General features: G+C 39.5%; 8 protein-coding genes. 4 read left to right on the top strand and 4 right to left on the bottom strand.

Features of this window, described 5'->3' with window-relative positions:
- Nucleotides 1-87: 87 nt before the first annotated feature.
- The gene (locus V6W77_RS02600) at nt 88-14,052 is read right to left on the bottom strand and encodes a YadA-like family protein (protein ID WP_334253703.1); all 13,965 of its coding nucleotides are present in this window, start codon (nt 14,050-14,052) and stop codon (nt 88-90) included.
- A gap of 305 nt (nt 14,053-14,357) precedes the next feature.
- Nucleotides 14,358-15,533 carry a Na+/H+ antiporter NhaA gene (nhaA, locus tag V6W77_RS02595; protein ID WP_334253702.1) on the bottom strand — a complete coding sequence of 392 codons (1,176 nt, stop codon included), beginning with the start codon at nt 15,531-15,533 and terminating at the stop codon, nt 14,358-14,360.
- 158 nt (nt 15,534-15,691) lie between these two features.
- Between nhaA and V6W77_RS02590 the strand changes: the two genes are divergently transcribed.
- From V6W77_RS02590 to nudF, 4 genes are read left to right on the top strand one after another with little or no spacing between them, the layout of a single operon-like run.
- Entirely contained in the window at nt 15,692-16,120 is a 429-nt protein-coding gene (locus tag V6W77_RS02590; RefSeq protein WP_334253701.1) for an EamA family transporter, read from the top strand.
- 19 nt (nt 16,121-16,139) lie between these two features.
- Nucleotides 16,140-16,874, top strand: coding sequence for a 4'-phosphopantetheinyl transferase family protein (locus tag V6W77_RS02585; protein ID WP_334253700.1), 735 nt, complete (start codon nt 16,140-16,142; stop codon nt 16,872-16,874).
- A gap of 9 nt (nt 16,875-16,883) precedes the next feature.
- Nucleotides 16,884-17,303: a phosphate-starvation-inducible protein PsiE gene (psiE, locus tag V6W77_RS02580; RefSeq protein ID WP_178218755.1), complete on the top strand. Its 420-nt coding sequence runs from the start codon at nt 16,884-16,886 to the stop codon at nt 17,301-17,303.
- Nucleotides 17,304-17,311: 8 nt separating this feature from the next.
- Nucleotides 17,312-17,929 (top strand): ADP-ribose diphosphatase, encoded by a 618-nt coding sequence (nudF, locus tag V6W77_RS02575; RefSeq protein ID WP_025236811.1) that lies wholly within the window; start codon nt 17,312-17,314, stop codon nt 17,927-17,929.
- A gap of 56 nt (nt 17,930-17,985) precedes the next feature.
- On the opposite strand, the gene V6W77_RS02570 is transcribed toward nudF, so the two are convergent.
- Nucleotides 17,986-19,440 carry a surface lipoprotein assembly modifier gene (locus V6W77_RS02570; RefSeq protein WP_334253699.1) on the bottom strand — a complete coding sequence of 485 codons (1,455 nt, stop codon included), beginning with the start codon at nt 19,438-19,440 and terminating at the stop codon, nt 17,986-17,988.
- Between the two features lie 82 nt (nt 19,441-19,522).
- The coding region (locus V6W77_RS02565) for a factor H binding protein domain-containing protein (RefSeq protein WP_334253698.1) at nt 19,523-20,250 on the bottom strand (728 nt) is incomplete at its 5' end.

Genomic DNA, 20,250 nt, shown 5'->3' with positions numbered 1-20,250 from the left:
AAAATAACCGCTTGTTTTCTTATCTATACGCAAAAATAAAGCCCTTCTCTTTCGAGAAGGGCTTTGTTATCAGTTAGCTAACGCTTATTACCATTGGTAACCTACGCTTGCAGCAGCACCTGCGTGCCCGCGGCTGTTTGAGTTAACGCTGAATTTAATACCCACTTTACCATTATCAGATAAACGAGAGTAACCTACAGCCATAGCACCTTGACCACGATAAGTACCCACACCAGCAGAAACCATTGATTTACCAGGTTGTGTTACATGGTATAAGTTTCCAGCTGCTAGTGCACCAGCAATACCCGCACGTAAATCTTTATCTACGTTGTTAATGCGATTGTTCAGACGGTTTTCTGCACCTTTCAACTGATTCACATTTACAGCATCAGTACCTTTCACACCTTCTGCTACATTTGTGATACGTGTTGGAGCATTGTTGCTACCTGCAATGTTAAGTTCATTAACACCATCTTTAGCAACTGTTGATCTGATAGTTGTACCACCAACTTTTACTGAATCAAATTCAGGATTGTCTGAAGTCGCAACTTCAACCGTTGAGCCTTTACGTGAAACTACGATGTTTTTGCCACCTTTCACAGCAACTTTACCATTGTTATTAACACGTTTAGATCCCTCTTCAGAATCCGCTGCAACATTACCATCAACAGTGAGATCCCAACCTGCATTCTCGATTGCATTGTATAACTGACTACCATTCACAGCATCTTTACTTGTTGCCGTTACATCACCATCTTTAACGTTAGTAATCTTCGTATCTTTTGCATCGATACCGCCTTTAGTTACACTTGGACCGTCTTTAATGGTTAAACCGTTGTTGTTTACGGTTGTGTTACCGGTTGTTACAGAACCATCTTCCGTTAAATCAATTACTTTCGCTAATTGTATTTCTAATGTATCAGTACCATTTGCTTTCACGTTGATGTTGCCTGATGCTGACTTAAAGTTTTCAGAAGCGGCTTTATCCACACCTTCACCTTTCACTTTAACTTCAGTATTCAGTTTCTGGCGGTTCTTAGTCTCTTCATTGTTACCTGAGAAAATCAAACCATCATTTAACGTTGCGACTTGTTCTGTTACAGGCTTGCCGTCTTTGTCTATGGTTTCATAAACGATACGAGTTTTACCGTTTTCACCCGGTAATCCATCTTTACCGTTTGTGCCATCAACACCTTCAGCACCGTCTTTCACTGTAATATTTGCACTTGCACCCGGTTTGCCGTCAGTACCTTTCGGACCGGTTAAGCCGATAGAACCATCTTTGCCGTTTAATACAACTGATGCTCCGTCCTTACCGGTTGCACCGATAGATCCATCAACACCATCTTGACCATCACGACCTGCAACGATAGTACCGTCGCCTTTAATGGTTACACCATCTTTACCGTCTTTACCAGCAACACCGATTTGACCGTCTTTACCGTCTTTACCACCGATTGTTAAGTCATTGTTCAAGCCGAAGGTTACATTATTACCTTCTTTAGTAATAACAATGTTACCGTCCTTGTTGTTCAGATCAACCGTTGCACCCGGTTTAACGTTGCCTTTATCTTTACCATTTGCTGTTAAGTTCCAACCTGCGTTAGCAACTTGTTGCACTTGATATAACTGGCTACCGTTTACCGCATCTTTGCTGGTTGAAGAAATTTCACCGTCTTGAACATTAGTGATTTTCTTATCGCCTGCACTAATACCGTCTTTGGTTACACTTGGACCATCTTTGATAGTTAAACCATCATTATTTACCGTAGTATTACCAATAGTAACAGAGCCATCTTTCGTTAAATCAATATCTTTCGCTAATTTAACGGTTAAAGTACCGTTGTTATTTACTACACCGATATTATTAGCATCAGATAATTTAGTGGCATCTTTCTCACCACCGGTGATGCTTAAAGTTTCGTTTAGTTTCTTAGTAATTACTTTACCATCATCACCAACGAATTTTAAGCCATCGTTCAAGGTTGCAACTTCTTCTTTAACAGGGTTGCCGTCTTTGTCTTTGGTTTCATAAACGATACGGGTTTTCGTTTCGCCATCTTTACCATCAACACCCGGTTTACCTTGTTCAAAGGTCATTGTACCGTTTGAACCATCTTTACCGTTGATACCGATTGTGCCATCTTTACCGTTTAAGGTTACACCTGTTTTACCATCTGCACCTTTCACACCGATTGCACCATCTTTACCAGGTTTACCATCTTTACCCGGACCACCGATAGTTAAATCGTTATTTAATGCAAAGGTTACATTGTTATCGGTCGTTTCTTTGGTAATGATGATATTGCCATCTTCATTATTAAATGAAACTTTACCTTTCGGCCCAACATTTGTAGTGTTTTGACCATTTGCTGCGATATCCCAACCGGAGTTAGCTACATCATAAACCTGTTTCAATTGGTCTTCTGTTGCTGCTTGACCGCTTGTGAAGTTGTTTGGATCAAATGTCCTATTCGTTAAGCCACCAATTGTGCCTTTATTACCATCAACAGTAATCGCATTATCACCACCAACCGTTAGGCTATCACCAGTTAATGCTGAATCGCCTACACCAACAGCATTCGTATCAATAAACGTATCACCGATTGTAATTGAACCTTCATCTGTTAAGTCAATGTTTTTCGCTAATTTAACCACTAACTTACCATTTTTATTCACCACACCGATATTATCATCAGATAAATCATCTAAATCTGTATCGCCGCCTGAAATTTGTAAAGTTTCATTTAGTTTCTTATCGATAACTTTGCCGTCATCACCTACGAATCTTAAACCATCGTTAAGTGTAGCAACTTCTTCTTTATCGCCGTTTGGTTTTTCATAAACGATACGGGTTTTGCTTTCACCATCTTTACCGTCGTTGCCGTCAAGACCTTTAGCACCGTCTTTTACAGAGATGGTTGCACTTGCACCTTTACCATCAGCACCTTTAGGACCTGTTAAGCCGATAGAACCGTCTTTACCATTTAAAGTAACACCGGCTGTACCATCTGCACCTTTAACGCCGATTGAACCATCTTTGCCTGCTTGACCATCTTTACCTGGACCACCAACGGTTAAATCGTTATTTAACGCAAAGTCAATCACATTATCACTTACCGTTGTGATGATGTTTTTGTCTTTAGAGGTGTACTTAACAGTTTCACCCAGTTTAACGTGATCAGTTTCACCATTATCCGCTGCAATGCTAAAGCCTTTCTCGATAATATCGTTGCTTGCATTTACAACATCATTAATGTTCGCTCCATTAGTACCAACTTCTTTTAATTGATCTGGTGTTAAGTCATTTACCGAAGTAATTGGCTGACCATCTTTACCATTTTGACCATTTAAGCCATTAATACCGCTCTTCACATTAACGATTTGGTTACCACCATTATTTAGACCATCTTTGGTTAACGATACTACATTACCGTCTTTACCATCTTTTCCGTCTTTCGGTGTTACCGTTACACCATTGTTGTTTACAACTGTTTTCGGTGCATCTGCATTTACAGAACCATCTTCTTTGTATTCAACAAAGTTTGCTGTAGCTAGGTCTTTTAAATTACGGTTTAACTGAATTTCTAATACATTAGAACCGTCCGCTTTCACGTTAATGTTACCAGCAGCTGAAGCAAATGATTTCGCAGCATCTTTAGTTACACCTTCACCAACAATGTTCACCACACTGTTTAATTTATGGCGATTTAACTTATCGTTGTTACCTGCAAAGATTAAGCCATCGTTAAGTGTTGCCACCTCTTCTGTAATCGGGTTACCTTCATCATCTTTGATAGGATTACCGTCTTTATCAGTCGGTTGGTAAACAATTCGTGTTTTACCCGGTTCACCATCTTTACCGTCTTTACCATCAACACCTTGTGCACCTTCAGATGATTTGAACGTTAAGCCATCTTTGCCGTCTTTTCCGTTCAAGCCGATTGAACCATCTTTACCGTTAAGCACAACTGCTGAACCGTCTTTACCGTTCACACCAACTTTACCGTCAATGCCATTATCGCCATCAGCACCGTCTTTTCCGTTACGACCTACAGTGATTGTTGCTTCACCCGGTTTTCCTGGCTCACCGTTATCACCTTTGATTGAAACACCATCTTTTCCGTCTTGACCTTTAACACCGATTGAACCTGCTTCACCTGGCTTACCATCTTTACCGTCTTTACCAACAGTTAGATTGTTAGCTAGACCAAAGTCAATAGCGTTATCACGCACTGTCGTTACGATGTTTTTATCAGTCGAAGTATAGCTAACTGTTTCGCCTAATTTAACATTGTCTTTATCAGCACCATTTGCAAGATCTTTATTATCCGCAGTAATGTTAAAGCCTTTGTTAATTAAACCATCAGTTGCATTGCGTACATCTTTAATGTTCGCAGCGTTATTACCTACTTCGTCTAACTGCTCATCGCTTAAATCATTTACAGATTTGACAGGTTGGTTATCTTTACCAGGTTTACCGTCAAGACCATCGATACCGCTCTTCACGTTAACAATTTGGTTATTACCGTTATCTAAACCATTTTCAGTTAATTTAACAGCATCTTTACCATCTTTAGTTGGCGTAATCTCAATACCGTTATTATTTACAACAGTTTTCGGCTCACCCTCACCTTCTTTAGTAAATGTTGCACTGCCTAAATCTTTCAGATCTTTAGCTAGTTTAACCACTAAGCCATCTTTAGAATTCACAACACCGATATTGCTATCAGAAAGTTTAGCTGCATCTTTCTCACCACCGGTAACGCTTAATGTTTCGTTTAGTTTCTTAGCAATTTCTTTGCCATCATCACCCACAAATTTTAAGCCATCGTTAAGTGTTGCAACTTCTTCTTTCTCACCGTTTGGTTTTTCGTAAACGATACGAGTTTTGCTCTCGCCATCTTTACCGTCGTTGCCGGCAAGACCTTTAGCACCTTTCTCAACTTTGATTGATGCTGCACCATCTTTACCATCCGTACCGTCTTTTCCATTTACGCCATCAACGCCGTGGAATACGATTGCTTCAGGTTTGATGGTTACACCATCCTTACCATCCGCACCTTTCACACCGATAGAACCATCTTTACCCGGTGTACCATCTTTACCTGCTTTACCACCAACAGAAATATTATCAGCTAAGCTGAAGTCAATTTCATTGTTACGTACAGTAGTAATAATGTTCTTATCATCTGATGTATACTTAACAGTTTCGCCCAATTTAACATTATCATCAGCACCATTATCTGCTGCGATGTTAAAACCGGTATTGATCACATCATCGGTTGCATTACGTACATCATTAATGTTCGCTGCATTAGTACCTACTTTATCTAACTGCTCTTTCGTTAAGTCATTTACAGAGGTAATTGGTTGCCCATCTTTACCTACGCCATCAACACCATCAATACCGCTCTTCACATTAACGATTTGGTTGTTGCCGTTATCTAAGCCTTTATCTGTTAATGCGACTGGTTTAGCACCTGCACCATTTTCACCATTTGCCGGTGTAATAGTGATACCTTTGTTAGAAATTTCTGTTGATGGTTTAGTGTTATCAACAACCTCTTTACCATCATCACCTTGTTTATACTCAACAAATTTCGCATTTGTTAAATCTTTAAGCTCACGGTTAAGTTGGATTTCAAGCTTATCGCCCTCTTTCGCGACAACATTGATATTGCCTGCCGCAGACTTGAAGTCTTTCGATTGTTCTTTAGAAACACCCTCACCTTGTACTTTCACTAACGTATTGAGTTTATGGCGATTTAGTGTATCCGCATTATTACCAGTGAAGATTAAGCCATCATTTAAGTTAGCAACTTGCTCTTCTTTCTCACCATTTTTGTAAACGATACGAGTTTCACCATTTTTACCCGGTAAGCCATTTTCACCTTTGTTGCCATCAACGCCTTGTGCACCGTCTTTAACCGCAATATTGGTACTTGCACCTGGTTTGCCGTCAGCACCTTTCGGACCAGTTAAGCCGATAGAACCGTCTTTACCGTTTAATACAACAGATGAACCATCTTTACCGTTTACGCCAACTTTACCATCAATACCTTTATCACCGTCTTTACCGTTACGACCAACTACAACTGATGCTTCACCTGGTACACCATCTTTACCATCATCACCTTTAATTGAAACACCATCTTTGCCGTCTTGACCTTTAACGCCGATTGTACCTGCTTCACCTGGTTTACCTGGCTCACCATCTTTACCTACTGATAGAGTATTTGCTAAAGCAAAATCGATTTTATTTTCACCGATCGCAGTAGTAATAATATTCTTATCTGTTGAAGTATAAGTTACAGTTTCGCCAAGTTTAACGTGATCGGTTTCACCTCTATCTGCTGCAATGCTAAAGCCCTTCTCAATAATATCATTGCTTGCATTTACAACATCATTGATGTTTGCACCGTTTGTACCAACCTTTTCTAGTTGCTCTTTAGTTAGATCATTTACAGACGTGATTGGCTTACCGTCTTTACCGTTAATACCATCTTTACCTGCTAAACCATCAATACCACTCTTCACATTAACAATCTGGTTGTTACCGTTATCTAAGCCTTTTTGTGTTAGCTTAACCGGATCTTTCGCTTCACCATTTTCACCTTTCGCCGGAGTGATAGTAATACCATCTCTACCCACTACAGTCGTTGGCTCTGCATCTGCACCATCTTTTGGTCCAAAGGTTGCACTATTTAGATCTTTTAAATCTTTAGCAAGTTGAATTTCTAATTTGTCTTTACCGTCAGCTTTAACATTAATGTTACCTGCTGCTGATACAAATGTTTCAGATGCACCTTTCTCTACACCTTCACCCACAATATTTACTATTGTATTTAACTTGTGGCTGTTTAATGTATCTGAATTATTACCTGTGAAGTGTAAACCATCATTTAAGGTAGCAACTTGCTCAGGTTCGCCTTTTGGTGAGCCATCCGGGTCAGTTGGCTGATATTGGATACGAGTAACACCATTTTTACCTGGTTTACCGTCTTCACCAACCAGACCTGGTTTACCTTCTGCACCTGAAATGCTTAGACCTGGTTTACCGTCTTGACCATTTGCTCCATCTTTACCGTGGAATACGATTGCATCCGGAGTAATAGTTACACCATCTTTACCATCTGCACCTTTAACACCAATCTTACCATCAACACCATCTTTACCGTTTTTACCTAAACCACCAACAGTGATTTTGTCTGCTAAGTCGAAATCGATCTTGTTGTTACTTACGGTAGTAACAATGTTACCTGACTCACTACGGTATTCTACAGTTTGACCAAGTTCTACTGTGTCAGCTTCTGTTAAACCATCACGATTATCTGCATCAATCTTGAAGCCTTTAGCAATTAAATCTTTACTTGCATTAGCCACATCATTAATGTTCGCTGCATTAGTGCCTACATCTTTAAGTTGATCTTCTGTTAAATCATTTACAGATTTAACTGCTTGACCATCTTGCCCCTTCACACCATCAATACCGCTCTTCACATTAACAATTTGATTGTTGCCGTTATTTAAACCATCTTTGGTTAATGATACGACATTACCGTCTTTACCATTTTTCCCGTCTTTAGGTGTAATAGTCGTACCATTGTTATCTACAACAGTTGTTGCACCATCTTCACCATCTTTAGGCACAAAGGTAGCTTTGTTTAGATCGCTAAGCTCTTTAGCAAGCTGAACAACTAACTTACCGCCATTGTTGTTTACGCCGATGTTATTATTGGTTAATTTATCTGCCGGTGCTCCACCAACGATCTCTAAGGTTTCATTTAATTTCTTAGATACAAGCGGTTCATTATCACCTTTAAAATGCAAACCATCATTTAAGGTAGCAACCTGCTCAGGTTCACCTTTTGATGAGCCATCCGGGTTAGTTGGCTGATATTGGATACGAGTAACACCATCTTTACCTGGTAAGCCATCTTTACCAACAAGACCCGGTTTACCTTCTATACCTTTAATGGTTAAGCCATCTTTACCGTCTTTACCATTTAAGCCGATTGATCCATCTTTACCGTTAAGAACAACTGCTGAGCCATCTTTACCGTTTACGCCAACTTTACCGTCAATACCGTTATCGCCGTCTTTACCGTTACGACCAACTACAACTGATGCTTCACCTGGTTTTCCATCTTTGCCGTCGTCTCCATTAATTGAAACGCCGTCTTTGCCGTCTTTACCGGCAACACCAACTTTACCCGGCTCACCATCTTTACCAACAGTAATGTTATTCGCAAGGCTAACTTTTAATGCTTTTTCACCATCTTTTTCAACAACATCTGTCTTAATGTTGCTATCACCGATGATCTGAGCTGTTGTGCCTAAGTTTTGTTTAAACTCTTTGCCGTTCTCGTCTTTCAGACCAAATGCATTTGTTGTTACTTCAGTAACAGTATTTTTCAAATCACCTACATTAACCGCATTGTTAAGTACATCGCCTGTAGCATCCGTGAGTTTAACAACTTGACCATCCTTGCCTTTTAAGCCGCTATCAACATTAGTGATTTGGTTACCACCGTTGCTTAAACCATCTTGCGTCAATTTAACATCAGACTTGGTTGGAGCAGCATCTGCTTTCTTAGCAATAGTTACACCATCGTTACTCACTGTTGTGTTACCGGTCTTCACAGAACCTTTATCCGTTAAATCTAGATCTTTATTTAACCGGATTTGAAGCTCATCAGTCTCATTTGCTACAACATTGATATTGCCTTTTGCTGAGGAGAATGTTTCTGAAGCGGCTTTATCAACACCTTCACCTACAACCTTAACAACCGTGTTTAGTTTATGGCGGTTTAGTTTTTCATTGTTACCGGTAAAAATTAAGCCGTCATTCAAGGTAGCAACTTCTTCAGGCGTGCCTACTGGTGTACCATTTTTATCTGTTGGTTGATAAACAATACGAGTTTTACCATTTTCGCCCGGTAATCCGTTTTTACCATCTTTACCGTTAGTGCCATCAACACCTTCAGAGCCATCTTTACCTTGGAACGTTAAACCATCTTTACCGTCTTTACCATTTAAGCCGATTGATCCATCTTTACCGTTAAGGACAACTGCTGAACCATTTGCACCTTTAACACCAACTTTACCATCTTTGCCATCTTTACCAGCAACACCGGGTTCACCCTTCTCACCTACGGTGATTTCATTTGCCAAACCAAAGTCGATAGTATTATTAGTTACAGTAGTAATAATGTTTTTATCTGTTGAGGTGTATTTAACCGTTTCACCCAACTGAACATTATCAGCTTTATCTAAGCCTTCACCACGCTTATCAGCATCAATATTGAAGCCTTCGGCAACTTTATTGCTTAAGTTAGTTACGTTTTGGTTAGTTGCATAAAGCTGTGAACCATTAACCGCATCTTTAGAGGTGTTACTTAACTCACCATCTTTCACATTAGTGATTTTTACTTCATTACCATTTTTATCACCAACTTTAACATTATCACCGTCATTAGTGATTTTAGTATTGTTAATCGTAACACCATCTTTATTAACGGTTGTTCCCCCAATGGTTAAAGAGCCTGTTTCGGTTAAGTTTACATCTTTCGCTAATGCAACAGTAATGTTATTACCGTTAATCTGCGTCATAATGTTTTGACCTTGATCGAATTTAGACCAATCTTGGTTTGCTTCAGCACCTTTTACATTCACTTGCGTATTTAATTTCGCATTGTGAACTGCACCTGTATTTGCACCGAATTTTAAGCCATCATTAAGGGTTGCAACTTCTTCGCCATCGTAAACGATACGAGTTTTCGTCTCGCCATCTTTACCATCAACGCCAGGCTTACCATTTTTAACGGTAATATTTGCGGTTGCAGATTCACCATTATCACCTTTTGGACCAGTTAAACCAATAGTGCCGTTAGCACCATCTAAACCAATACCGGGTGCACCATCTTTACCACCAATTTTTAGGGTTGAATTTAAAACAAAATCAATTTGGTTATCGCTAACAGTCGTAATAATGTTTTTATCAGTAGAGGTATAAGTAATTTTCTCACCTAATTGAACATTATCTTCATTACCCTTATCTGCGGTGATGTTGAAGCCTTTTTTCACAAACTCATCTAACTTCGTTACGCTATTTGAAACGTTCGTAACATTTTGGTTAGTTGCGTGTAATTGTGAACCATTAACCGCTTCTTTAGAAGTAGCACTTACTTCACCATCAGCTACATTAGTGATAGTTTTGCTTCCAGCGTTAATGCCATTTTTAGTAACATTCGGACCACCGTTGATAGTTAAACCATTGCCATCAACTTTTGTATCACCAATAGTTACAGAACCACCATTAGTTAAATTTAAAGTGTTATTTAAGTTAACTTTAACTTTATCACCTTCAACAGTTGTGTTGATGTTATTATTACCACCTACAACTTCAACAGCTTCACCTAAGTTCTTCTTAACTGTATTACCATCTTGAGCTTTTAAGCCAAAGCCTTTTTCTGTTGCTTCATCAACAGCTGTTTTAACTGTTTTGCTTAAGTCAATCTCAACTTTGCCACCGTCATTGCGAGTTAAAGTTGCTTTTTTACCGTCTGCATCTGTTACTGAAGAAGTTACGAAGTTATTTTTAATACCTGTAACCTCTGCGGTTGTACCATCATTTTTGTTCAAAGTTGCAGTTGCATTACCTTGCTCATCATAATTTACTGTTCCACCTGTTACGTGGGTATCTTTAGTGAAATCAGCAATTGCCTTGTCGCTTAAACTTACTTTATAAGTGTGATAATCACCTTCACGACCATTAGGAACAACTTCTTCTACTTTCACATAGCCTTTCTTGTCATCAACTACATCAGTAATAGTATTATCATCTTTGGTAAAATCTTTAATAGCATCAGCTGTTAAAGATACTTCATAATTAGTAACATTGTTACCTTTACTCTGTTCAGTAACAGATACATACTTATTACCTGTAGGAGTAGATACGGTAGTATGGTTAGCATTCACTGTATAAACAGTTTCACCATCAGAGCCTGCTTTACTTGCTACATTTACATTCGTACCGGATTCAACTTTAGTTCTAGCCGCTTTAATCGCATCGTGAATATTGTCTTTGCCTGTACCACCAATATTAGTAAACGTAAGCGTACCATTAGGGTTCAATACTGAATTGCCACCAAAGGTTGAATTAACTGAACTTGCAATATTACTCATCACTTCATTAGTTGCATAAAGTTGTGAGCCATTAATTGCATCAGTTGATGTTTTTGAAATTTCACCCGGTGCAACAAATTTAATTTGGCGTTCATTCGCATCAGAGCCTACGCTAACATAATCCCCTTCAGCAACCTCCTCATCACCAGCAAAACCACTATAAGTTAATTTACCTACTGTCGCAGAATCAACGCCTTTTGCTGCTGCTGCCGTAGAATTCGCACCCAACACAACCGAACCTGTTGTGCCTACGTTCACATTTGAACCTAACACAAAGGTATCAGTCGCATTAATGGTGTTGTTATAACCCATTGCAGCAGAACGAGCTCCTGACACATTTACTGATGTACCGATAGCAATAGCTTCTTCACCATTAGTTTTAGCAGACGAACCAATCGCGGTTGCATTCGCACCATCTGCAGTTGCCTTATAACCACCTGCAAATGCATTAGTAGAATTTGCTTTAGATTCTGCACCTACAGTTGTTGAATTTACGCCTAATGCTTCAGCAGAATAACCAACTGCAGTAGTATGCTCTAATTTTGCACGTGATTTAGCACCAACAGCGGTAGCTTCTTTTGCTGTTGTTGCTGTTGTTGCATTATCTTTTGTTCTAGTCTCGCCATTATCACCTGCGGTAGCTGCTACACCAATAGCGGTTGAGCCTTGACTTAATGCTTGGCTGTGCACACCTACAACTACTGCTCCATTACCGGTCGCGGCAGATTGGCGGTATTTTTTATTATTTGCATCAAAGAAACCTGTATCAAGTTGATAACCGGCATCCGCTGCACTACCGTGTGGTAAAGAATCATCTCCCCCGATTACAATCGCTCCTACACCGGAAGCAAAAGAATCATTACCCAACGCCATTGCCTGACGGTTCACAGCTTCAGCACGAGAACCTAAAGCAACGGATTGATCGCCCTGTGCAATAGTTTGATAACCGATTGCCACAGCACCGCTATTTAATGAATTGCGTGATGTAGCAGAGTCATTAAACACGGCTTGAGCTCGTGTACCAATTGCAATCGAGTCGTGTCCATAAGCGTGTGAATTCGTACCGATCGCAATGGTATCTTGTAATGCACCCACATTTTGAGCAACACTTAATTGACGATAGCCAGTCGCATCAACAGTAGTACCCGCAACACCATAGTTATTCAACCCCTGCGTACCTGCTGCATTACCAATCGCAATACTGCCTCTTGATTCTTGTTTACTGATATTAGTGTTTGTACCAATCGCAATCGTATCATTTGCATTTGCTCTGGCTGTGGTCCCCATTGCAATAGCTCGAACACCGCTTGCTTGGGTTTTAGTGCCAGCAATATCAGTGCTATCAGCATTACCAATGGCAATGGCAAAATTACCGCTAGATTCTGCACTTTTACCAATTGCAGACGAATTTTTACCGCTTGCATTAGATTCATCGCCTAACGAGAGAGAATACTCTGCCCGAGCTTTAGCTTTATGACCTACGGCTGTAGCATAATTTCCTGTCGATTCAGCCTCAAAACCAATAGCACTACCACCGGCTTTTGTTACATTAGATTTCGCCCCCACTGCCGTCGCATTAGCCTCACTCACATTGGCATAGTAACCCATTGCAACAGAATTATTACCGGTAGATTTCGCTGTTTCACCAATTGCCATTGCACCATCTTTGGTGGCAGTTGAGTGTGCACCAATTGCAATAACTTTTTCTGCGGTTGAAGTTGCATTCCAACCAATACTGATTGCATTTGCACCGGTAGTATTAGATACATTACCAAATGCAATCGCACCTGTACCATTAGCAACAGATTTCACCCCAAATGCTACTGCACCTTCACCGGTTGCTTCAGCATTAGTACTAAAGGCTACAGAATCTTTTGAATTTGCTTTAGTATTCGTACCTAAAGCAAATGCATTCTCAGCTGATTTAGCTGTATCAGCAACTCTTAGCTTCCCAAGCTCTGTTACCTGAGAAGCTTCGTCTTTAAACCCTCCTGCATTGGCATTAGTACCGATAGCAAAAGCATTATTACCATTCGTTTTAGCTTTAGTACCAATAGCGAAAGCATCATTACCGTATGAATAGGTATTATTTTGACCGTCATAAATACTACGTCTCGCTTCATTAGGACTTGTTTCATCTTTAGTTTGTGGTGTCCCTGAACCGATAGCAAAAGAACGCTCGCCCAATGCGGTTGCAGAAGCACCGATTGCAAAGCTTGCTGTACTATTTGCCCAAGAGGAAGAACCGATAGCCGCAGAATAATCACCAATAGCGGCAGACTGACGCTGAGCAGCAAATGAGTTAAAGCCTGCTGCACGTGAAGATACACCTAATGCAACAGAGCCAATATCGCTCGATATTGAAGACGCACCAATCGCAACAGATAAACCACCTGTCGCTTGAGAATAGTCGCCGATTGCAATACCATTACTGCCATTATTACGCCCTTTAACATTTGTATCTTTACCTAAGCCAATACCGGTTGATGCTCTGATATCATACAGAATTCTATTAGTTGCATTTACAGTACCAGCATCCTCAACAGATAGACTTCCCGGGTTATAGTAGTTATATGGGTTAGTATTTACGCCTGTTTCCCCTTGATATTGTCCCGTCGTAACATATCCGGTTCCTCCTTGAGTAGTTGAGACAACGTGAATCGCCGCCTCTGCCGAAACAGCAGATAATGCTAATACTGCCACTCCACCGGTAAACAATGTGCTGTTTAATGCATTTAAAAACAGATTCCCACCACGCTCATCTGTTGAAGCTGTAGCCTTACCTTGTGAACGAGCAAGTTCAGACACAACTTCCATTTTTTGTGTCGTTCGGTTAAAAATAACCTTAAATATTTTATTCATAATTTAATCCCTTTAAGACATAAAAATAGCTTATTTCTATTAACTTAAGAAATAAGCTATTTTGTAAATAATTCGAAAACCGCACAATACTCCGAATAAACGCTTTGACAACCGCTTATCTCATAAGAATACTTTCTTTTTCATTATACTAAATTTTGTACTATACGCCTAACTTTTTCACTTTATAATCTCAAGAAATTTTTAATAACTTTATAAATTTCCCTTCCTAAAGCGTAAAATCAACAGCATATTCGCCAAAATTTACAATAAACTTTACTTTTGTATTATTTATCAGTGTTACCTAGCTATCTACTCAATGTTGAAGATGTAAACATTCTTAATAACACATAACCTAAAATCGCCGATACCGCAGAACCTAATAAGATACCCAAACGAGCTAATGCAGTAGTAACTTCCCCCGCTTCGCTTACATCAAAGGCAAGGCTTGCAATAAACATTGACATTGTAAAACCAATACCGCATAGCACCGCAATAGCGAAAATTTGTTTGAAATTCACACCCTGCGGCAAACTTGCTAAACGGAATAATACCGCTAAGTAACTAAAGCCGAACACGCCAACGGTTTTACCGATAATCAAACCTAACGCAATACCTAATGGTAATGGTGAAGTGAGTTGTTCCATACCCATTCCGGCTAATGAAACGCCTGCATTCGCAAAGGCGAAGAAAGGTAAAATCATAAATGAGCACCAAGGCATTAGAATATGTTCTAACTCCTCTGCCGGGCGTTCGCCATTTTTACCTTTTAGCGGTACGCAGAAACCGATAATTACCCCGGCTAACGTAGCGTGAACCCCTGATTTTAAGACCGATGTCCATAACACTAAGCCAACCACTAAATAGGCACACAGTGAACTCACTTTGAAACGATTAAGCAAAATCAGCCCTATAATCGCAATACCTGCAATGGTTAAGGCTTGCACACTGATTTCTTGTGAATAGAACAAAGCAATAACAATAATTGCCCCTAAGTCATCAATAATGGCTAATGCCAATAAAAAGACTTTTAGAGCTAAAGGCACACGTGCACCGAGTAATGCCACAATGCCGACAGCAAAAGCAATATCAGTTGCCATTGGAATCGCCCAGCCTGAGTGATATTGTGGATAATCTTTATTAATGAACCAGAAAACCAACGCCGGCACAACCATTCCACCAATTGCCGCTACCGCAGGAAATATTGCGTTTCTTAAACTCGACAACGAGCCTTCAAATAGTTCTCTTTTCACTTCTAAACCCACTAGCGTGAAGAAAACCGCCATTAATCCATCATTGATCCACAACAATAACGGCTTGGTTAAAGCAAAAGTACCAAACTGAAAACTGACATTGGTTTGTAAGAAGTCAAAATAAGTATCACTGAGCGATGAGTTAGCTAAGATGATTGCCGCAAACGCAAAAATCAGCAACAAAATTCCCCCAGCTGCTTCCGATTTTAAAAGTAAAAGTAATCTTCCCACTTAAATTCTCCTATTCATTGATTTATACATTTTCCATACAATTTATCTTTTACCAAAGATTTCCGTAAGATCAAATAGAAAATTTGATAAACTAGAGATATGTTACATTTCAGCAATCTGTTTGAATATAATTTCATCAAAAATGTTAGGGATTTGTTATGAGCAATGAATGGTTCTATTGGGCATCAATTTCTGCTGTTTTTGCCGCCCTCACGGCGATTTTCGCTAAAGTGGGTTTGCAAAATATGAATTCCGATTTTGCCACTTTTATTCGTACCATTGTTATCATCATTGCGTTAATTGCCTTTCTTACCTACACAGGCAAATGGCAGCCTGTGCAGCATATAACCGCTAAGAACTGGTTATTTCTTATTCTCTCAGGCATCGCAACAGGTATTTCTTGGCTGGCTTATTTTAAAGCTCTCCAGATGGGAAATGCCTCTCAAGTAGCACCTGTTGATAAATTCAGCCTTGTGCTGGTTACTCTTTTTGCGGTGATATTTCTTGGCGAACGCCCAAACGGGCAAGAGTGGGCGGGCATTGGGCTGATTTCAGCAGGCGTGCTGTTGCTCGCATTTAAACGCTAATCTACAAGCGGTCATTTTTATGGAAAATTTTGCAAATCCAATCCCCCACATCGAAATTGCTTTTATTCATCGGCAAACCGTTTTGCCGAATGATTTTGACTTCCCGTCAATGCCTGAAAATTTAAATAAAAAGCAAATTCAGAAATGGCAGAGCCGCCGTGCGGCTCATTTTTTACTTACCGAACTGTTTAAAAAATATAGTTTGGATTTGAGGTTGTTAGACCATATTCAACAGACTAAAAGCGGCAGACCTTTTGTCAATTCAGAACAGATTGATTTTAATATCAGCCATTCGGGCGATTGGATAGCGGTCATTTTTTCGCATTTTTTTGCAAAATTGGCAGTAGGCATTGATATTGAACACCCACAGAAAGAACGGCGTTATGCAGATCTTATTCGCCACTATGCAAATGTTGAGGAACAAGCGATGTTATTAGATGAACATTGCCCGTTGCTGAATAACCTTTCGCAACGTTTTTATCTCAGCTGGTGCTTGCGAGAGGCAATTTTAAAATCGCAAGGCGTGGGAATTGTGAAGTTGTCGGAAGTAAGGCATCTTCCGCTTGAAAAACGGATTTTTTCTGCTCACTGCCCGAAAGGTAAATTGCATTTTGTCAGTGAATTGCCATTCTATTTAAGCTACTTCTATCAGCAACCGGAAAATATGCTATTATCTGAGCCTTTGTTATACCATTGGCACAATGGGCTGCTCCAGCCCGTTGAATGCCAGTCGCTTGTTTATGATGTTAATTAAGGACAATGAATGCCTAAAAAATCTTTAGAAGAACACCACTCCACGTTTGGAAAAATTGCGTCAGAAATTTTTCAATGGGTGCTGAATGCATCTTTACTTGTTGCCGGCATTTTGCTCTCTTATTCCCTTTTTGCTGAAGCCTATTCTCTGTATGAGTTATTACTGGGTAACAGCGAGAAATTCCAAGTGGTTGAACATATTGTGATTTTCTTTCTCTATTTTGAGTTTCTCGCCTTAATTGTGAAATATTTTAAATCGAACTACCATTTCCCATTGCGATATTTTCTGTATATCGGCATTACCGCAATGGTGAGATTGATTATTGTCGATCACTCAAATGCAATGCACACGCTACTTTTCTCACTTTCCATTTTAGTAATGATTATTGCATTGTATCTTGTACATAGCGATCGTTTACAAAGAAGCTAGGGGGCAAAATGAACCAATATCAATATGAAGATTTGCAGATTGTAAACAAAGAGACAGTTTACAAAGGGCATTTTGAACTCCAAAAAATCACTTTCCGCCACAAGCTCTTTTCCGGTGAAATGAGCGGCGATGTGGTGCGTGAATTACTCATTAAAGGCGAAGCAGCCGCACTTATTGCTTATGATCCCAAACTGGATAATGTAGTGCTGGTTGAGCAAGTGCGTATTGGGGCTTATGACTCTTCCCAGAAAAAATCGCCTTGGTTATTAGAATTAGTCGCTGGTATGGTTGATAAAGGCAATGAAGAACCTGCTGAAGTCGCTATTCGGGAAGCAAAAGAAGAAGCAGGCTTAGAAGTAAGCGAAGTGCAACACGCCCTTAGCGTATGGGACAGCCCCGGCGGACAGCTTGAGCGTTTACATTTATTTCTTGGCTTGATTGATAGCAGTAAAGTCAAATCAGGCGAAGTTCACGGTTTATTAGAAGAAGAAAATGAGGATATTTTAGTCCACGTTGTCAGCCGTGAGCAGGCTTATCAATGGGTTGAGGAAGGTAAAATTGATAATGTGATTGCAGTTATCGGGTTGCAATGGTTGCAGTTGAATTATAAGAAATATATCGTTTAATCAATACGTTAACATTTTATAAGGGCAAATCATTATTTGCCCTTATTTTCTTATGGTTAAAACACCTTCTCTACCGTTAAAAACACTTCTTTATTACTGCGAGAGTAAAAATCTGCAATATTGCTGTCTATTTTTTGGTAGCGGAAATTTAACTTCGGCACAATACCGTTCCAATGCCAGTTTTGATTCCAAACTGCAACATTCGCCTGGTATTCTTTATCTTGTCGTTTGTAGTCAAATAAATAGTGTTTATCCGCAAAATAGCGTTTGCCGTAGCCCACACTTGCAGAGCTTGACCAGCGTTGCGTTTGGTGAATTACCCCAATAGTTGCCAACCATTTATTAGAAGATTGAGCTTTTTCGCGTGCAATTTCACGGTTTGCCATTACATTTGCAAAAAATCGCCAATTTTTGACCGCTTGCCATTGTGTTCCAACCGTTACTTGATTGCGATAACTGTTATAATACTCAGCGGTGGCAGTATCAAAATAGCGTTTCTGTGTATGACTGAATGAACCGGACACCATCCCTCGCTCAAAGAGTTTCATTACATTAACCCTGCCACCAAATTGATAATTGTCGCGTGAACTCCCTAGCCAATTTTGTTCAATAAATGGTGATAAACCTATACGGTAAGTAGCTTTTCTATAGCTATAGCTCGGTGTAATTGACAACACTTGCTCGCTGTAATCCTGATTATTCCAATAATACACTCCGTTATAAGCCAAATCTGCTCCAATAAAGTGATTGCCACTCACATTTTGCATTTTGCTTAGCCCAACGCCATATCTAAATCCTTTAGCGGATTGAGGCAAACTTTCCTCAGCTTTATGGAAAATTCGCCCATTTATGTTCACGATCGGCGAAGATGCCGCATTATTCACATTATTGGTTTGCGTATATTGCAGATAGAAATCAGGCTTCCACTGTTCCTCTTCCGCCATTTGCTCCAATGCATTATTTATGGTCGCGTGTAAATTATGTGAAGCAGTTGTTTTCAGTTGCTCAAATTCTTTCTGAGCCTCTCGGTAGCGGAAATCTTCTTTTAGAATTAGGGCTAAATCAAATCGAGGATAAATAAAAGAAGGTTGTTTCTTGAGCAATTGTTGATAGTAAAAAATTGCCGAGCGATGATCTTTTTTAGCATACGCTAACGCCGCTGAAGCATAATCCAGTAGAAGCGGATCTGCTTGCTGTTGCATTGAATACGCTGTCAGTAATATTTCAAGCTTTTCCCAATTTTGCGTTAAGATCGCTTGGTTAATTTGTTGTTCTACACTTTCTGTTACTTGTTCATCAGGCAAGTAAGCGGTCGATTTTTGCGTGTTTTTTACAATTTTTTGTTCAAATTCAACCGCTTGTCTGTCGTGATTAAACTCTTTCTGATCTTGGTCAAATTCAACCGCTTGTCTGTCGTGATTAAACTCTTTCTGATCTTGGTCAAATTCAACAATTGTTTCCGCTTTCACCAATGGTGAGAAAAGGAGTAATAGCAGTAATTTTTTATTCATAATCTAGAAAGAAATGCCGTTTAATTTAAACGTAAACGGCATTTGTGAGTAAAGGAGAATTATTAAATAGTATTAATAAATTTTAGTTGGCTTTAGTTCCACTAATACCAAATTTTTCTGTAGTACCAATATCATCTTTAAATTCTATTTTACCACCAATTTCTTCTGCTTTTGGTCCAAAGAACTCTACTTGGTATTCTCCATTTGTAATAAGAGAGCCATTATTATAACGCTCGGCAGTAGAAACAATAGTACCATTATTAATATTACCTTGCTTCAACTCAATATGAGTTCCTTGCATATTATCTACTTTACCTGAACCTATACGATTAGTAAAATTAACATTGTAAACTAAATCACCGCCACTTGGTCCTTGAATACCTTCAGGCGAGAATATTTTACCGTTATAAACAGCACTACCCTCTTTGGGCAATTGTTCTTCTGTTGTTTTTAAGCCTTTTACTTCAACGCTTGAATTCATATTGCTCAAATTTTCTCCTGTTCTAACCATTTGAGCTTTCACAACAGAATATTTCTGATTATAGAGACTACCGTAAGTCTCTTTTTTACCCCCATCTTCCTTAATAACAGGAATTTCACTTAACCCAATCGGTTTATTATCAATTCCACCTTTGGCATCAATAATTTTTTGCTCTTCCGTTTTCTCTTTCTCTGCTTTTTCCTTAGCTAAACGTTCCGCTTCCATTTTTGCTTTTTCTGCTTCTTTCGCCAAACGTTCTGCTTCAGCTTTCGCCTTTTCTGCTTTTTCTTGTGCTAAACGTTCCGCTTCTGTTTTTGCTTTTTCTGCCT

Origin of the sequence: Mannheimia indoligenes (assembly GCF_036880405.1) — a bacterium.
In the GTDB taxonomy this organism is placed as follows: Bacteria; Pseudomonadota; Gammaproteobacteria; order Enterobacterales; family Pasteurellaceae; genus Mannheimia; species Mannheimia indoligenes.
The sequence above is the reverse complement of the archived record's forward strand: the minus strand, read 5'-3'. Positions and strand labels throughout refer to the sequence as shown.